General features: G+C 66.7%; 13 protein-coding genes. 2 read left to right on the top strand and 11 right to left on the bottom strand.

Features of this window, described 5'->3' with window-relative positions:
- The first annotated feature begins 21 nt into the window (after positions 1–21).
- Positions 22–975 carry a LysR family transcriptional regulator gene (locus tag ACT7B3_RS01170; RefSeq protein ID WP_444678681.1) on the top strand — a complete coding sequence of 318 codons (954 nt, stop codon included), beginning with the start codon at positions 22–24 and terminating at the stop codon, positions 973–975.
- 112 nt (positions 976–1,087) lie between these two features.
- On the top strand, positions 1,088–3,280 hold the full coding sequence (locus tag ACT7B3_RS01165; RefSeq protein ID WP_445156591.1) for a TonB-dependent receptor domain-containing protein: 2,193 nt from the start codon (positions 1,088–1,090) through the stop codon (positions 3,278–3,280).
- A gap of 69 nt (positions 3,281–3,349) precedes the next feature.
- Here ACT7B3_RS01165 and ACT7B3_RS01160 read toward each other — a convergent pair whose 3' ends face one another.
- The 11 genes from ACT7B3_RS01160 to ACT7B3_RS01110 form a co-directional block, all read right to left on the bottom strand.
- Complete coding sequence (locus ACT7B3_RS01160) at positions 3,350–4,114, bottom strand: sulfite exporter TauE/SafE family protein (protein WP_445156590.1); 765 nt, start codon at positions 4,112–4,114, stop codon at positions 3,350–3,352.
- A gap of 13 nt (positions 4,115–4,127) precedes the next feature.
- The gene (locus ACT7B3_RS01155; RefSeq protein WP_445156589.1) at positions 4,128–5,174 is read right to left on the bottom strand and encodes an ABC transporter ATP-binding protein; all 1,047 of its coding nucleotides are present in this window, start codon (positions 5,172–5,174) and stop codon (positions 4,128–4,130) included.
- The gene (locus tag ACT7B3_RS01150) at positions 5,164–6,252 is read right to left on the bottom strand and encodes an ABC transporter ATP-binding protein (protein ID WP_445156588.1); all 1,089 of its coding nucleotides are present in this window, start codon (positions 6,250–6,252) and stop codon (positions 5,164–5,166) included. The genes ACT7B3_RS01155 and ACT7B3_RS01150 overlap by 11 nt, the downstream gene beginning before the upstream one ends.
- Positions 6,227–7,195: an ABC transporter permease gene (locus tag ACT7B3_RS01145; RefSeq protein ID WP_445156587.1), complete on the bottom strand. Its 969-nt coding sequence runs from the start codon at positions 7,193–7,195 to the stop codon at positions 6,227–6,229. Before ACT7B3_RS01145 ends, ACT7B3_RS01150 begins: the two co-directional genes overlap by 26 nt.
- Positions 7,192–8,172, bottom strand: coding sequence for an ABC transporter permease (locus ACT7B3_RS01140; RefSeq protein ID WP_445156586.1), 981 nt, complete (start codon positions 8,170–8,172; stop codon positions 7,192–7,194). Before ACT7B3_RS01140 ends, ACT7B3_RS01145 begins: the two co-directional genes overlap by 4 nt.
- 66 nt (positions 8,173–8,238) lie before the next feature.
- Positions 8,239–9,822: an ABC transporter substrate-binding protein gene (locus ACT7B3_RS01135; protein ID WP_444678688.1), complete on the bottom strand. Its 1,584-nt coding sequence runs from the start codon at positions 9,820–9,822 to the stop codon at positions 8,239–8,241.
- 454 nt (positions 9,823–10,276) lie between these two features.
- Positions 10,277–11,143: a formyltetrahydrofolate deformylase gene (purU, locus tag ACT7B3_RS01130; RefSeq protein WP_445158819.1), complete on the bottom strand. Its 867-nt coding sequence runs from the start codon at positions 11,141–11,143 to the stop codon at positions 10,277–10,279.
- A gap of 54 nt (positions 11,144–11,197) precedes the next feature.
- Positions 11,198–11,542 carry a cupin domain-containing protein gene (locus ACT7B3_RS01125; RefSeq protein WP_119021306.1) on the bottom strand — a complete coding sequence of 115 codons (345 nt, stop codon included), beginning with the start codon at positions 11,540–11,542 and terminating at the stop codon, positions 11,198–11,200.
- Positions 11,543–11,555: 13 nt separating this feature from the next.
- Positions 11,556–12,206, bottom strand: coding sequence for a sarcosine oxidase subunit gamma (locus ACT7B3_RS01120; RefSeq protein ID WP_445156585.1), 651 nt, complete (start codon positions 12,204–12,206; stop codon positions 11,556–11,558).
- Positions 12,199–15,249, bottom strand: coding sequence for a sarcosine oxidase subunit alpha (locus tag ACT7B3_RS01115; protein ID WP_445156584.1), 3,051 nt, complete (start codon positions 15,247–15,249; stop codon positions 12,199–12,201). The genes ACT7B3_RS01120 and ACT7B3_RS01115 overlap by 8 nt, the downstream gene beginning before the upstream one ends.
- Complete coding sequence (locus ACT7B3_RS01110) at positions 15,246–15,638, bottom strand: sarcosine oxidase subunit delta (protein WP_445156583.1); 393 nt, start codon at positions 15,636–15,638, stop codon at positions 15,246–15,248. The genes ACT7B3_RS01115 and ACT7B3_RS01110 overlap by 4 nt, the downstream gene beginning before the upstream one ends.
- Positions 15,639–15,732 lie beyond the last annotated feature (94 nt).

The raw sequence follows: 15,732 nt of genomic DNA, 5'->3' as shown, positions 1-15,732 counted from the left end.
TCATCATGCCAAGGGACTGCCATGTACGATCTCGATGACATCCTCGCCTTCGACCATGTCATGCGCTCCGGCAGCCTGACGCGCAGTGCCGCTGCCCTGGGGCTGGCCAAATCGACCCTGAGCCGGCGTATCACCCAGCTCGAGCGCCACGTTGGCCAGCCGCTGCTGCGTCGCCAGTCCAACCGATTGCTGCCGACCGAAGCCGGCCAGGTGTTCCACGGCTTTTGCGCGAAGATGCTGACGCTTGCCGAGCAGGGCCAGCAGGCGCTCGAGGAGCTGAGCCAGGACATCAGCGGCGAGCTGCAGGTAGCCACGCACGGCGCCCTGGCGCGCAGCTGGCTGGCTCCTCGCCTGGCGCAGTTCATGGCGCACCACCCCGACGTGCGCTTGACGCTGCAGACCTGCACGGCCCCACCCCTGGCGGCGACGAGCCAGGCGGTGACGCTCTGGCTGGGCGAGGTCAATGGCAGTGAACTGCGCCAGGAGGTGGTGGGCTGGCTGAGCCGAAGCCTGTACGGCCACCCGGACTACCTCACCCGGCACGGCCATCCACAGCACCCCCGCGAACTGACCCAGCACGCCTGGATCGACCTGCTCGGCGAGACCGAGCAGGGGTTGACACTGCATCACCCGGAGAAGGGTGAGTTTGGCTTCCAGCCTCCCGAGTCGCGCTTTCGCGTCGACCAGCAGGCGCTGCATGGCGACGCCATCGCGTGCGGCCACGGGCTTGGCATCATGCCCGACTGGATGGCCAAGGCACGCGAGCGGGCCCACCCCGGCACGCTCGAACGCTGCCTGGCGGAGTGGAGCGCCCCGCCCCTGCCGGTAGTGCTGCTTTACCCCTACGGCCCTCGCCCGCGGCGCTTGAGCGCCCTGCTAGCCTTCCTGCGCCAGGCAATACCGGACGAATGGCAGCCCGCCAGCGCGCCCGGCGTTTCCGCCGCACAGGGCAAGCCGACTACCCGTTGCGCATGACGCAACGCAACGTTGCCCGCCCCGTCCCTCATCAATGGGAACTTTTCGCATTAGAATCACCTGCGCTTGATAATCAATATCATTCATAGCTACACATTCAGCAGGTGATTCCATGCTCCACTCACGCCGCACCGCCCTGACGCTGGCCATCGCCAGCGCCTCGCTCGCCCTCACCGCCCAGGCCCAGGAGAGTGCCCGCCTCGACAATATCGTGGTGACCGCCGCCGGCTTCGAGCAGGCGCTGCAGGACGCACCGGCCAGCATCTCCGTGGTCACCCGCGAGGAGCTGGAGCGCAAGCGCTACTCGAACATTGCCGAAGCGATCGCCGAGGTGCCCGGTGTCGATGTTCGTTCCGGCGTGGGCAAGACCGGCGGCCTGAACGTCAGCATCCGCGGCATGCCGAGCCACTACACCCTGATCCTGATCGACGGCCGGCGCCAGAACGCCTCGGGCGACGTCACGCCCAACGGTTTCGGCGAAACGTCTACCAGCTTCATGCCGCCGCTGTCGGCCATCGAGCGCATCGAGGTCATCCGCGGCCCCATGTCGACCCTGTACGGCTCCGATGCCATGGGCGGCGTGATCAACATCATCACCCGCCCCGTCAGCGCCACCTGGACGGGCAGCGTCACCCTGGACACCACCTTCCAGCAGGACCGGGATGCCGGCAACGCCCAGGGCATCAACCTCTACACCTCCGGCCCGCTGGTGGACGACGTGCTCGGCCTGCAGCTGCGTGGCCGCCTGTTCGATCGCGACGCCTCCGAACGGATGATTGCGGATAGCGCGGCACGCGACCCAAGGCCCACCGAGGCGCGCCTCTATTCGCTGGGCGGGCGCCTGACCCTGCGTGCCGATGAGGCCAACTCGGTGTGGCTGGACGCCGAACGGGCGCGCCAGACCTACGCCAACGACGACTGCCGCCTGGGTACGCTGGACGGCACCAACCGTGCGACCTGCGCCCCCCAGCCAGGCCAGTTCTGGGGCTACGAGGACGAGCTGCGCTTCAACCGCGACCAGCTTGCCGTCGGCCATACCGGGCGCTTCGACCTCGGCACGCTGGAGAGCAGCCTCACGCACAATACGACCGAGACGCTTGGCCGCACGCTGCCGGCCGGGAGTGCGCCGGAATACGGCTACTTCGCCCAGGGCGGCGAACCGCGCCTGCTCGAGAACCGCGATATCATCTTCGATACCAAGTTCACCCTGCCGACCGATAGCCACATGGTGACGGTGGGCGGGCAATACATCGATGCGCGCCTGGAGGATGGCGCCGCGGGTAACCAGGCCTTCGAGCAGCAGAGCTGGGCGCTGTTCGCCGAGGACGAATGGTGGCTGCGCGACGACCTAGCGCTCACCCTGGGCGGGCGCTACGAGCACCACGATGCCTTCGGCGGCCACTTCAGCCCACGCGGCTACCTGGTCTGGAACACCACCGACCATTGGACGCTGAAGGGCGGCGTCAGCCGTGGCTACAAGACCCCCACGCTCAACCAGCTGCACGACGGCATCACCGGCTTCGGCAACCAGGGCCAGACGGTCACCATCGGCTCGCCGGACCTGGAGCCGGAAAAGAGCACCAACTATGAGCTAGGCGCCATCTACGACAACCTGGCGGGCGTGACGGTCAGCGGCACGGCTTTCTACAACCGCTTCTCCGATCGCATTGCCGAAGGCGCGGAGATCCCCAACTGCCTGCATCCGGCCGGCAACGTGCCTGGCTGCCTCACGGTGGGCAACTTCTCCAGCCAGACCGGGTTCGCGCGGCTGGTCAACATCGACGCAGCCGAAACCCGTGGCGTCGAGCTGGAAGCGCGCTACCGTTTCGCACCCGCCTGGGAGGTACGCGGCGGCTATACCTTCACCGACACCGAGATCACCTCCGGCGAACAGGAAGGCATGCTGCTGACCAACACGCCCAAGCACAAGCTCACCGCCAGCCTGGGCTGGGACGTGACCGACAGGCTCAATACCACCCTGGAAGGCGAGTACTACTCATCGCGCGAGCGTTTCACCGACGGCGTTCCGACGACCGGCCAGAACCTGGCGATGTATCAGCAGGTGGGCAACACGCTGGATGGCTACGAGCTGTTCCACCTGCGCACCACCTATCGCTTCAGCGATCAGGTACGCCTGACCGGCTCGATCTACAACCTGTTCGACAAGGACTTCGGCAAGGCCGACAGCTACGAGTGGCAGGGCGACACTTACCAGGCCTACCGTTACACCCAGACCGGCCGCTCCACCGACGGTGTGGCGCTGGATGGCCGCAGCTTCTGGCTCTCGGCGACCTACGATTTCTGACCGGCACCTGCCTGCCGTTTCGCATCGTTACCTTCGCCCCGGTTCTGCCGGGGCTTTTTCGTGGCCCCTTTACCCACCTTCGCTCAACAGCCGCTCCACGCCCAGCCAGATCAGGCGCAGCGCCAGCAGGGTCAGGGTCCACTTGAAGAGAAAGTCGAAGCGATGGTCGGTTACCCGGTTCAGCAGGCGCAGGCCCAGCCAGGTGCCGACGAAGCCCGCCACGATCATGACCAGCATCAGCCCCAGCCAGTCGCGGAAGACGAAGCCGGCAAAGCCGAAGATGAACGCCTTGGTGGCGTGTTGCAGGGTCATGCAGGTGGCAAAGGTGGCCACCCGCGGCAGCCGCTCGCTCATGCCGAGCTTGATGAACGAGGCGACCATGGGGCCGCTGGCCCCGACGAAACTGGAGAGCAGCGTAGTGAGCGCGCCGGCAATCACGGTGCCGGTGCGCCCCACCGCCCGCTGGGGCAGCCCCGGCCCCCAGCAGGAGTAGAGCACGAAGGCGGCGATGCACAGCTCCAGCACGCCGTAGGGCAGGCGAATCAGCAGCCACGCCGCCACCACGGCGCCAAGGATGACGCCGGGCAGGAAGGCGGCAACGATGTCACGACGCACGTGGCGCCAGGTCATCGCCGCCCGGCCGCCGTTGGAGCCGAGCTGCACCATACCGTGCACCGGGATCAGCGCCGTGGCCGGCATCACCTGGGCCATGGCGATGATCAACAGCGTGCCCCCGCCTATGCCGGCCGCTGCCGACAGCGCCGAGGTCACTACCGAGAGCAGCACCAGCACCAGGTTGACCCCGGCCGACAGCGGCGAGAGCAGCTCCAGCATCAGGCCGGACGCTTCACGGCAGCCTGCCCTCCTCGACGCCGTGACACGCCACCTCGCTGCCGTCGCTGCGGGCGATCAGCCGCGGCACCTCGGCCTTGCAGCGCTCGTTGGCGTGGGGGCAGCGCGGATGGAAGGCGCAGCCCGTGGGCGGATGCACCGGGTTGGGCACCTCACCCTGGATCACGGTGCGCTCCTTGCCCACGCCCTCCAGCGACGGCACCGCGGCCAGCAGCATCTTCGAGTAGGGGTGGTGGGGGGTCTCGAAGAGCTGGTCGGCCGGGGCGATCTCGGCGATACGCCCCAGGTACATCACCGCGATGCGGTCCGACATGTGCTTGACCACCGCCATGTCGTGGCTGATGAACAGGTACGTCAGCCCGTACTCGTCCTGCAGGTCGCGCATCAGGTTGAGGATCTGCGCCTGTACCGAGACGTCCAGCGCCGAGGTCGGCTCGTCGCAGATCATGAACTCCGGCTCGTTGGCCAGCGCCCGGGCAATCGAGATGCGCTGGCGCTGGCCGCCGGAGAACTCATGCGGATAGCGATTGGCGTCCATGGCCGACAGGCCCACCTGCTCGAGCAGCTCGCCCACCCGCCGCCGCCGGTCGGCGCTGCTCATCTCCGGGCGGAAGAAGCGCAGCGGCTCGCCGATGATGGTGCCCACCCGCCACAGCGGGTTGAGGCTGGCGTAGGGGTCCTGGAAGATCATCTGGAAGCGCTTGCGCACGCTGGCGGCCTGCCGCCCGGTGCGGCTCGCCAGGTTGCTGATGTCCTCGCCGTCGAACACCAGCTTGCCGCGAGTGAGGCCATAGAGCCCCACCACCAGCCGCGCCACGGTGGACTTGCCGCAGCCCGACTCGCCCACCAGCGAGAGGGTCTCGCCGCGGCGGATGGAGAAGCCCACGCCGTCCACCGCCTTGAGCGTGAGCTTTTCGCTGCGCTCGATGACCCGGTTGAGCCAGGGCTTGGAGACGTCGAAATAGCGCGCCAGGTCGTGGGCTTCGAGCAGGATCTCGCCCTGCGCCGCCGGGGGCGTCTTCACTGCCGTATCAGCGCACATGGCTCACCTCCTCTCCCTCTGCGTCCTGCCGGGGCGGCAGCGGATCGACCGGGTCGTGCAGCCAGCAGGCCGCCCGGCTGCCCCCGGCCGGCATCAGGTCCGGCCGCTCGTCGCGGCAGCGCTGCTGGGCGTGGGGGCAGCGCGGGTTGAAGGCGCAGCCCGGGGGAATCGCCGCCAGCCGCGGCATGGCGCCCTCGATCTGGTAAAGCCGCTCGAGGCGCTTGGCGATCCCGGGGATCGAGGCCATCAGGCCCTTGGTGTAGGGATGCTGCGGGTTGCGGATCACTTCTTCCACCGGGCCGATCTCGATCAGCCGCCCGGCGTACATCACCGCCACCCGGTCGGCGGTCTCGGCGATCACCCCCATGTCGTGGGTGACCAGCATCACCGCCGTACCGTGATCGGCGCACAGCCGCTTGAGCAGGGCCAGGATCTGCGCCTGCACCGAGACGTCGAGCGCCGTGGTGGGCTCGTCGGCGATGATGAACTCGGGCCGGGCGGCGAGGGCCAGGGCGATCACCACGCGCTGGCGCATGCCGCCGGAGAACTGGTGCGGGTAGCTGTCGATGCGATTCTCGGGGGCGGGAATGCCCACCTCGCGCAGCAGCCGCAGCGCTTCCTCGCGGGCCTGGCGCTCGTTCATCGGCAGGTGGGCGCGGATCGTCTCGATCAGCTGGTCGCCCACCGAGAACAGCGGGTTGAGGCTGGTCAGCGGGTCCTGGAAGATCATGCCGATATGGCGTCCGCGCAGCGGCACGAAGCGCTCCTCGGGCAGATCGTCGATGCGCTGGCCCGAAAGCAGCACCTCGCCGGCGGCGATATGGCCGGGCGGCTCGAGCAGCCGGATCACGGCGTTGCCGGTCATCGACTTGCCGGCGCCGGACTCGCCCACCACGCCCAGCACTTCGCCGGGAGCGATGTCGAAGGAGACGTCGTCGAGCGCCACCAGGGTGCCGTGGCGGGTGGGGAATTCCACCCGCAGGTGGCGCACGGAAAGGACCGGCTGCTGCCCCGCGGCGCCAGGCGCGTGGCCTGCCTCTACAGCGGCGTCGTTAGCGGAGCTTGGGGTTGAGGACATCACGCAACCAGTCTCCCAGCAGATTGACGGAGAGCGCCAGCATCAGCAGCGCCACCCCGGGGAAGAGCAGGATCCACCACTCTCCCGAGAACATGTAATCCTGGCCCACCCGGATAAGGGTGCCCAGGCTCGGCTGGGTGGCGGGCATGCCCACCCCCAGAAACGACAGCGTGGCCTCGGCGATGATCGCCAGCGCCAGGCCGATGGTGCCGATCACCAGCACCGGCCGCATCACGTTGGGCAGGATGTGCTGGAACAGGATCTTACGCGCCGGCAGGCCGATCACGCGCGCCGCCTGCACGTACTCCTTGCTCTTCTCCACCATGGTGGCGCCGCGTACCGCCCGGGCGTACTGCACCCAGTCGGAGAGGCCGATGGCGATGATCAGCACGATGATGGCCACCTCGGCGTGCATCGAGCGCGGCAGAAAGCCGCGGATCACACCGAAGATCAAAAGCGCCATCAAAATCGACGGGAAGGTGAGCTGCACGTCGGCGATGCGCATGATCAGCGCGTCGCGCCAGCCGCCGCGAAAGCCCGCCAGCAGGCCCAGGGCGGTGCCCATCACCAAGGCGAAGATCACCGCGGCAAAGCCCACCAGCAGCGAGATGCGCGAGCCGTAGAGAATCGCCGAGAAGACGTCGCGGCCCTGGCTGTCGCTGCCCAGCAGGTAGAAGTTGCCGGTGAAGTCCGAGGTGGTCAGCGGCGGCGTGAAGGCGTCGATCAGCTCCAGCTGGCGCGGATCGAACGGATTCTGCGGCGCGATCCACGGCGCGAACAGCGCCGCGGCGAACATGACCAGCGTCACCAGGGTGGCAATGATCACCACCGGCTGGCGCTTCCACGAGTAGACGATGTCGCTGTCGAGGAAGGTGCGCCACTTGCTCGGCTTGGGGGGCACCACGGGCGCCGTGTTCCCCCGGGTCTCGATCTGCTGGCTCATTTGCCACCTCCCTGGGCGCGCAGCCGCGGGTCGACGGCGTAGTAGAGCAGGTCCACCACCAGATTGATCACCACGAACACCAGCGCAATCATCATCAGGTAGGCGGCCATCACCGGCACGTCGACGAAGCGCACGGCGGTGATGAACAGCGCGCCCACGCCGGGCCACTGGAACACCGTCTCGGTGATGATGGCGAAGGCGATGATGGTGCCGAGCTGCAGACCGATGATGGTGATGACCGGGATCATGGTGTTCTTCAGCGCATGGCGCAGGTGCACCACCCGCTTCGACAGCCCCCGCGCGCGGGCGAACTTGATGTAGTCGGTGCTCAGCACCTCGAGCATCTCGGCCCGCACCAGGCGCATGATCAGGGTCAGTTGGAACAGCCCCAGGGTGATGGCCGGCAGGATCAGCGAGCGCAGCCCGCTGGTGGTGAGCAGCCCGGTGGTCCACCAGTCGCCGAGGCGCACCGTCTCGCCCCGCCCGAAGGCCGGCAGCATGCCGAGCTCCACGGCGAAGATGTAGATCAGCAGCACGCCGATCAGGAAGGTAGGCAGCGACACGCCGATCAGCGAGGCGGTCATGATGAAGTGGGCCAGCCAGCTGCGCCGGCGCAGGGCGGTATAGATGCCCAGCAGGATGCCCATGACCACGGCGAAGATAGCCGAGATGATGGCCAGCTCCAGGGTGGCGGGCAGCCGCTCGAGAATCAGGTCGGTCACCGGCCGGGCCGAACGATAGGAGATGCCGAACTCGAACTGGGCGGCATTGACGACGAAATTCCAGAACTGCACCACCACCGGCTGGTCGAGACCGAGCTGGGCCCGCAGCGCGGCGCGGTCGGCCTCGGTGGCCTCCTGCCCGAGCATGTTGAGCACCGGGTCGCCGACGTAGTGAAACAGCGAGAACGAGATAAGCGCGACCACGAACATCACGAAGATGGCCTGCAGTACGCGCTGGATCAGAAACGCTAGCATGGGATCACCAAATAACGACGATACCCCCGGTCGCTTGTGGCAACCGGGGGTAGAGTCTCGAAACGCTTAGTTGTTGAAACGCAGATACTTGAAGTGCGGTGTATTCTCGCTCTGCACCTTGAAGTCGATGTCGTCGCGCATCGACCAGGTCAGCATCTGGTGGTGGATCGGGACGTAGATGATCTCGTCGTGCACGATCTGCCACGCCTCACTGATCATCTCGTTGCGCGCCTCCTCGTCGACCTCCTGGCCCATGGCCACGGTCAGCTCGTCCACCCGCTCGTCGGAGTAGCCGGTGAAGTTCCAGGTCCCCCGGTCGTCCTCCTTGGTGTGGTAGAGGTAGTTGAAGACGTACTCGGAGTCCATGGTGGGCACGCCCCAGCCCAGCAGGTAAAAGTCATACTCGCCGCGGGCCAGCTCGGCGAAGTGCAGCGAGCGGGTCTGGGCCACCAGGTCCACGGTGATGCCGATGCGCGCCAGCATGCTGACCACCGCCTGGCAGATCTGCTCGTCGTTGACGTAGCGGTCGTTGGGGCAGTGCAGGGTGACGCGGAAGCCATCGCCGTAACCGGCCTCTTCCATCAGTTCCTGAGCGCGGGCGGTATCCGCCTCGAGAACCTCGTCCATCTCCTCGGTGTAGCCGTTGACGAACGGCGGCGCAATCATGCCGGCCGGCTGGGAGTTGCCGCGCATGACCGCACGCTGGATGGTGGTGGCGTCCACCGCCAGGTTGATCGCCTCGCGCACGCGGCGGTCGGCGAAGGGGTTGCCCTCGGCGTTGCCCGCGCGCAGCTCGGCCGAGCCCATGTCCATGCCGAGGAAGATGGTGCGGTTCTCGGCGCCCTGCTCATTCTTGATGCCATCGGCATTGGCCAGGCGCTCGATGTCCTGCACCGGGGTCTCCTGCAGGAAGTCGACCTCGCCGGAGAGCAGCGCCGCCACGCGGGTGGAGGCCGACTCGATGGGCGTGAACACCAGGCGGGTGATCTCCATCGGATAGTGGTCAATACCCCAGTAATCGTCGTTGCGCACGAACACGGTGCGCACGTCGGGCTCGCGGCTCTCGACGCGGAACGGGCCGGTGCCGTTGGCGTTGCGCACCGCGAAGGTCTCCTCGCCCGCCGCGTAGTTCTGCGGCTCCTCGACGCCGTGCTCCTCGGCCCACTCGCGGCTCATGATGAACAGGTTGGTGAAGTTGTTGGGCAGCAGCGGGTTGGGCTCGGTGGTCTCGACCTCGACGGTGTAGTCATCCACGGCGCGCACCTCGGAGATCGAGGTGAGCAGGCCGCGCATGTCGGAGTGCTCGTGGCGGGCGCGATTGATCGAGAAGACCACGTCCTCGGCGGTCAGCGACTGGCCTTCGTGGAAGGTCACGCCCTCGCGGATCTTGAACACCCAGACGGTGGGCTCGTCTTCCTTCACGTGCCACTCGGTGGCCAGGCCGGGCTGATACTCGACGTCCATGTCCTGGTAGACGAGGGTGTCGAAGATCTGATGGTTGACCGAGTGGGTCGGTCCCTCGTTCTGCGAGTGCGGGTCCATGGTCAGGCTGTCCGCGGAGCGGGTCCAGCGCAGGGTCTCGGCATTCGCGGCGGTGGCCAGCATGGCGCCGATCACGGCGGTGGCCAGTAGGGTCTTCTTGGGTAGCATCTTGTTATTTCCTCAATCAAGCGTTCGATGGGCATAGCCCTGCTGGAGGTTCTCCCATACCTTAGCCGAGAAAGCCAGAATTACCTCGGGACGCTTTTTCAGCGCTGCTTCGACTGTGGGCAGTTGCATTTTCGGCCTGCTCACCATTTCCTGGCAAAACCGCTCGGGAGCTGGCCCGAGCGGCATCACTAGCCGTGCGGCGCGTCAGTGCGCCGCCCCTGTCCCCAACGGCTGCTCAAGGAAGGTAAATGCCAGCGCCTGCATATGGGCGCGCTGACGGTTGTCGGCCGGGTGCCTGGATGCCTATCCACGGAACGAATGGCATCGGCGAAACTGGATTGTCTGGAGGGAGCGGTCAGCGAGGCTGGTAGCCTCATCGACCCGGTGGACAGTGGCATGATCGCTGTAAGGGAGTGGCGGCAAGGAGAGATTGCCGCCGGTTACAGGCTCAAGGCTATCTTTCGAAGATGATCGTACGGCTGGCGTGGAGGAAGACCCGACGTTCCACGTGCAGGGCCACCGCCCGGGCCAGGGTCAGGCACTCGATGTCACGCCCCTTGGCCACCAGGTCCTCCGGATAGTCGGCATGACTGACCGACTCGACCCCCTGGGTGATGATCGGCCCCTCGTCGAGGTCGTCGTTGATGTAGTGAGCGGTGGCACCGACCAGCTTTACGCCCTTGTCGTAGGCCTGATGATAGGGCTTGGCACCCTTGAAGCCCGGCAGCAGCGAGTGGTGAATATTGATGGCGCGACCGCTGAGCTTCTCGCACAGGTCGCTCGACAGCACCTGCATGTAGCGAGCGAGGATCACCAGCTCGGCGCCGGTCTCCTCGACCACCGCCCACACTTTCGCCTCCTGCTCGGGCTTGGTGTCGGCCGTGATCGGGAAGTGGTGATAGGGAATGCCATGCCACTCCGCCAGGGGCGCCAGGTCCGGGTGGTTGGAAACGATGGCACGTATGTCGATCGGCAGCTGGCCGATGCGGTAGCGATAGAGCAGGTCGTTGAGGCAGTGATCGGCCTTTGACACCATGATCACCACCGGCATCCGCGTCCCCGGGGCGGTCAGTTCGAAGTGCATCGCGAACTCGGCGGCGCGCTCGGCGAAGCCGGTCTCGAAGGCCGCCTGATCGAACCCTTCCGCCTCGGGACGGAACTCGGTGCGGATGAAGAAGCCGCCGCTCAGTCGGTCATCGAAGGAGTGCTGCTCGGTGATGTAGCATCGGCTCTCCTTGAGGAAGCGGGTCACCACATCCACGGTGCCGAGTCGGCTCGGACATTGAGCCACCAGAATCCAGTTGCTTTCCTTGGGCCCCATCATCCTCTCTCCTCTGTGGGTCGCGCCGAGCGTCTGGCTCGGCGCGACGCTGGCTCAGGCAAACACGAAATACTTGCGCACGGTCTCGACGACTTCCCAAGTGCCCTTGAAGCCAGGCTCGACGATGAAGATGTCGCCGGCCTTGAGGTGAATCGGCTCGCCACCCTCCGGGGTGAGCACGCAGTAACCTTCGCGGAAATCGCAGTACTCCCACTTGGTATAGTTGACCGCCCACCTGCCCGGCGTGCAGATCCAGGTACCCATCGTTTTAGTGCCGTCTTCGGACGCATAGGCATTGAGGTTGACGGTGTGGGGGTCACCGGAAAGCTTTTCCCAGGAACTGGCGTCCAGCAGCACGTCCGGCTGGGCGTCACGCAGCAATTTGATCTTGTTGGTCATCATCTTTCCTCTCTCAGCGTTCGACGCCGATGGCGTATTCATTTCCGGCATCCAGCAGCCAGCGATAGCAGTAGTCGGCGAAGCTGCGGCGCAGCACCAGTTCCCAGCGGGTTTCCGTGGGGCGGCGCAGGATCAGGTTGGACTTGGCGAATACCGCGGTCACGCCCTTGCCCACCGGGAAGGCCTCGGGGTGCACGTCGCTGGGCGTCGACTTCATCAGCAGCTCACGCGCCTTCTCGCCCGACAGCTCAATCAGCGTCTGGCCGCCGCTGACGTTGACGATGGCGTAGTGGGCATCGCCCAGGGCGTTGCGCAGCTCGCCCTCCAGCTCGAACTCCTCGCCACCGGGCACGATCAGCAGCCATTCGTCGGGCGAGAGCCACTGGATCGACCGCGCGCCATCCTCGCTGTGGCTGAGGGTGTTGGGCCGAGCCGGCAGGCCGAAGCCCAGCACCGCGCGCACCGCTTCGTCGAGCACGATGGCGCCGCCGCGCAGGATCAGATGACCGAGCATGGCCCGCTCGCGCAGCACCACGCGGCTCTTGGCGCTGGGGGCCGGAGCCCCCGAACGCTGGTAGGAGTAGGCCAGCGGCGATTCCACCGGGATGTTGGCTTCGGTGCGGGTATCGAAGGTACGGGCCTTGGCAACGACAGGGTTAGACATTCTGGCGCTCTCCCTTGGGGTCGACGAAGATCGGGCTGACAATTTCGGCCTCATGGACCTGGCCGTCGGCCATGGGCAGGTAGACGGTCTCACCCATCTTCTGCTGACCGCCCTTGACCACGGCCAGGGCGAAGCCTGAGTCCAGGGTCGGGCTGTAGTAGCTCGAGGTCACGTGGCCCGCCATCGGCATGGGAATGGCGTGCTTCGGGTCGAAGACGATCTGCGCGCCCTCCTCCAGCACCACCTTCGGGTCCTTGGGCTTGAGGCCGACCAGCTGCTTGCGGTCCGTGCGGCGGGTGTCGCTGCGCGTCAGCGCGCGCTTGCCGATCCACGAGTACGGCTTGTCGTAGCCCACGCACCACTGCATGCCCAGGTCTTCCGGCGTCACCGAGCCGTCGGTGTCCTGGCCGACGATGATGAAGCCCTTCTCCGCGCGCAGCACGTGCATGGTCTCGGTGCCGTAGGGGGTCAGGCCGTACTTCCCGCCGTGCTTGAACAGCGTCTTCCACACGTGCATGGCATAGTTGGCCTGGACGTTGATCTCGTAGGTCAGCTCGCCGGTGAAGGAGATGCGGAACACTCGCGCCGGTACCCCGGCGACCTTGCCTTCGCGCCAGTCCATGAACTTGAACGTGTCGCGGTCGAGATCGATGTCGGTGATCTCGGCCAGCAGGTTGCGCGCCTCGGGTCCGGTGATCGTCATGGTCGCCCAGTGATCGGTCACCGAGGTGAAGGTCACGTTGAGCTCGGGCCATTCGGTCTGGTGCCACAGTTCCAGCCACTCCAGCACCGCGGCGGCGCCGCCGGTGGTGGTGGTCATCAGGAAGTGGTTGTCGGCCAGGCAGCTGGTCACACCGTCGTCGGTGACCATGCCGTCGTCCTTGCACATCAGCCCGTAGCGGCACTTGCCGACGGCCAGCTTCTCCCACTTGTTGGTGTAGACGCGACCCAGGAACTCGCGCGCGTCGGGGCCCTGGATGTCGATCTTGCCCAGGGTCGAGGCGTCGAGGATGCCGACCTTCTCGCGCACCGCGCGGCACTCGCGGGCTACTGCCTCGTGCATGGTCTCCTGCTTGCCGTTGCGTACCTGTGGAAAGTACCAGGGGCGCTTCCACTGGCCGACGTCCTCGAACTCGGCGCCATTCTCCACGTGCCACTGGTGCAGTGCGGTGTAGCGCTCGGGGTCGAACAGGTCGCGGCAGTGGCGGCCGGCGATGGCGCCGAAGGTGACCGGGGTGTAGTTGGGGCGGAACACCGTGGTGCCCACCTCGGGAATCGTCTTGCCCAGACAGCGCGCGGCGATGGCCATGCCGTTGATGTTGCCGAGCTTGCCCTGGTCGGTACCGAAGCCCATGGCGGTGTAGCGCTTGACGTGCTCGATGGACTCGAAGCCTTCGCGCGTCGCCAGTTCGATGCCCCCGGCTGTGACGTCGTTCTGCAGGTCGACGAACTGCTTGGGTGCACGCAGGGTCGGCTTCTCGTGCGGCACCTGGTAGAGCGCACAGGCCGGCCCTTCGCGGCGGGCGTCGACCTGCGGCAGCTCGATCGCCCTGGCCGACTGCCCCAGTGCTTCCAGCGCCTGGGCGGCCATGGCCACGCCATCGGCCAGGCCCGCAGCCAAATCGTGGACGCCACGGGCGCTGCCGGCAGCGTGCACGCCTTTCACCAGGCTGGGCACGAAGCCGAGGATCTCCTCGTTCCAGGTCGGCCGCGCACCGGTGTGCGAGGCCAGGTGGATCACCGGGCTGTAGCCGCCGGAGCTGGCGATGGTGTCGCAGGCCAGGGTCTCGGCCTGGCCGGTGACCTTGAAGGCGTCGAGGTCGATCTTGGCCACGCGGGCCGCGCTGACGCGCTTCTCGCCCTTGGCCTCGATCACCGCGCTGCCGGTGATGATCCGAATGCCCTTGGCCTTGGCGGCGTCGATCCAGTCGCCCTGCGGATTGGCACGGGCGTCGACGATGGCCACCACCTCACGCCCCGCTTCGACCCAGTCGAGCGCGGCGCGATAGGCGTGATCGTTGCTGGTGGAGAGCACCAGCTTGTGGCCCGGCACCACGCCGTAGCGGCGGATGTAGGTGGATACCGCGCCGGCCAGCAGGTTGCCCGGCACGTCGTTGTTGGCGTAGACCAGCGGACGCTCGTGGGCGCCGGTGGCCAGCAGCACCTGACCGGCACGCACGCGGTGCATGCGCGAACGCACGCCGCGATGGCCGTCGACTAGCGGTGCCGTCTCACCCAGGTGCTCCGTGCGTCGCTCGTGCAGCGTGACGAAATGGTGGTCGTGGTAGCCGTTGGCGGTGGTGCGGGGCAGCAGCGTGACGTTGTCCAGCCCGGCGAGTTCTGCCAGCACGCGCTCCGCCCACTTGGCGGCCGGCTGGCTGTCGAGCAGCTCGCGGCTGTCGAGCAGCGAACCGCCCATCTCTTCCTGCTCATCGGCCAGGATCACCCGCGCGCCGCTGCGGGCCGCGGTCAGCGCCGCCGTCAGGCCGGCGGGGCCGGCGCCGATCACCAGCAGGTCGCAGTGCTGGTTGAGGTGGTCGTAGCTGTCCGGATCGGCTTCCATGGGGCTGCGGCCCAGGCCGGCACCCTTGCGGATGTATTTCTCATAGGTCATCCACATGGAGGCCGGCGCCATGAAGGTCTTGTAATAGAAGCCCGGCGGCATGAAGCGCCCGCCCAGCTTGCCCACCAGGCTCATGACATCGCGCTGCACGTTCGGCCAGCCATTGGTGCTGCGCGCCACGAGGCCGTCGAACAGCGCCTGCTGGGTGGCACGCACGTTGGGCACCTGGGCGGCTTCGGTGCTGCCCAGCTGGACCAGCGCGTTGGGCTCCTCGGCGCCGGCGGCGACGATGCCGCGCGGGCGCGAGTACTTGAAGCTGCGGTTGACGATATCCACGCCGTTGGCCAGCAGCGCCGAGGCCAGGGTGTCGCCGGCATGGCCCTGGTAGTGCTGGCCGTTGAAGGTGAAGCCGAGCTTGCGCGAGCGATCGATACGCCCGCCCTGGCTGAGACGATTCGGCTGTGTCACGGACTTGCTCATGCCTGCTCCCCCTTGACCGTTTCTACCGCAGCGCGGCTGGCGCCCACGGTCTGTTGTCCGCCGCTGGCCACCTGCACGTTGCCCTGGATGTCGCCCCTCGCCAGGCTCTCGGCGGTGATGCGGGGCCGTTCGCCCATCTTGTAGGTTTCGAGAATCTCGTAGGTCACGGTATTGCGCGTGACGTTGAAGAACTTGCGACAGCCGACGCCGTGCACCCACAGCTCGTGATGGATGCCGCGCGGGTTGTCACGGAAGAACAGGTAGTCGCCCCACGCCTCGTCGCTGCAGGCCTCGGGGTCCTTGGGGCGAGCGATGTGCGCCTGGCCCTTGGGACGGAACTCCTCTTCCTCGCGATGCTCCTCGCAGTAGGGGCAGTAGATAAGAAACATGGTGGTTCTCCCTTGGAGAGACTTTCACGATCCGGCATCCGATGAGCTTCTCCGGCGACAAGCCTGCGCGAGGGCGCTGTGAACCCATCCCTGG

The organism is Halomonas sp. E14, from assembly GCF_052568415.1.
The sequence above is the reverse complement of the archived record's forward strand: the minus strand, read 5'-3'. Positions and strand labels throughout refer to the sequence as shown.

What these genes read in the sequence shown, in the direction of transcription:
- ACT7B3_RS01150 (WP_445156588.1), bottom strand. Translation starts at nt 6,252, where the DNA reads ATGTCCTCAACCCCAAGCTCCGCTAACGACGCCGCTGTAGAGGCAGGC.
- ACT7B3_RS01165 (WP_445156591.1), top strand. Translation starts at nt 1,088, where the DNA reads ATGCTCCACTCACGCCGCACCGCCCTGACGCTGGCCATCGCCAGCGCC.
- ACT7B3_RS01135 (WP_444678688.1), bottom strand. Translation starts at nt 9,822, where the DNA reads ATGCTACCCAAGAAGACCCTACTGGCCACCGCCGTGATCGGCGCCATG.
- ACT7B3_RS01160 (WP_445156590.1), bottom strand. Translation starts at nt 4,114, where the DNA reads ATGCTGGAGCTGCTCTCGCCGCTGTCGGCCGGGGTCAACCTGGTGCTG.
- ACT7B3_RS01125 (WP_119021306.1), bottom strand. Translation starts at nt 11,542, where the DNA reads ATGACCAACAAGATCAAATTGCTGCGTGACGCCCAGCCGGACGTGCTG.
- ACT7B3_RS01140 (WP_445156586.1), bottom strand. Translation starts at nt 8,172, where the DNA reads ATGCTAGCGTTTCTGATCCAGCGCGTACTGCAGGCCATCTTCGTGATG.
- ACT7B3_RS01170 (WP_444678681.1), top strand. Translation starts at nt 22, where the DNA reads ATGTACGATCTCGATGACATCCTCGCCTTCGACCATGTCATGCGCTCC.
- ACT7B3_RS01110 (WP_445156583.1), bottom strand. Translation starts at nt 15,638, where the DNA reads ATGTTTCTTATCTACTGCCCCTACTGCGAGGAGCATCGCGAGGAAGAG.
- ACT7B3_RS01145 (WP_445156587.1), bottom strand. Translation starts at nt 7,195, where the DNA reads ATGAGCCAGCAGATCGAGACCCGGGGGAACACGGCGCCCGTGGTGCCC.
- ACT7B3_RS01120 (WP_445156585.1), bottom strand. Translation starts at nt 12,206, where the DNA reads ATGTCTAACCCTGTCGTTGCCAAGGCCCGTACCTTCGATACCCGCACC.
- ACT7B3_RS01155 (WP_445156589.1), bottom strand. Translation starts at nt 5,174, where the DNA reads ATGTGCGCTGATACGGCAGTGAAGACGCCCCCGGCGGCGCAGGGCGAG.
- purU (WP_445158819.1), bottom strand. Translation starts at nt 11,143, where the DNA reads ATGGGGCCCAAGGAAAGCAACTGGATTCTGGTGGCTCAATGTCCGAGC.
- ACT7B3_RS01115 (WP_445156584.1), bottom strand. Translation starts at nt 15,249, where the DNA reads ATGAGCAAGTCCGTGACACAGCCGAATCGTCTCAGCCAGGGCGGGCGT.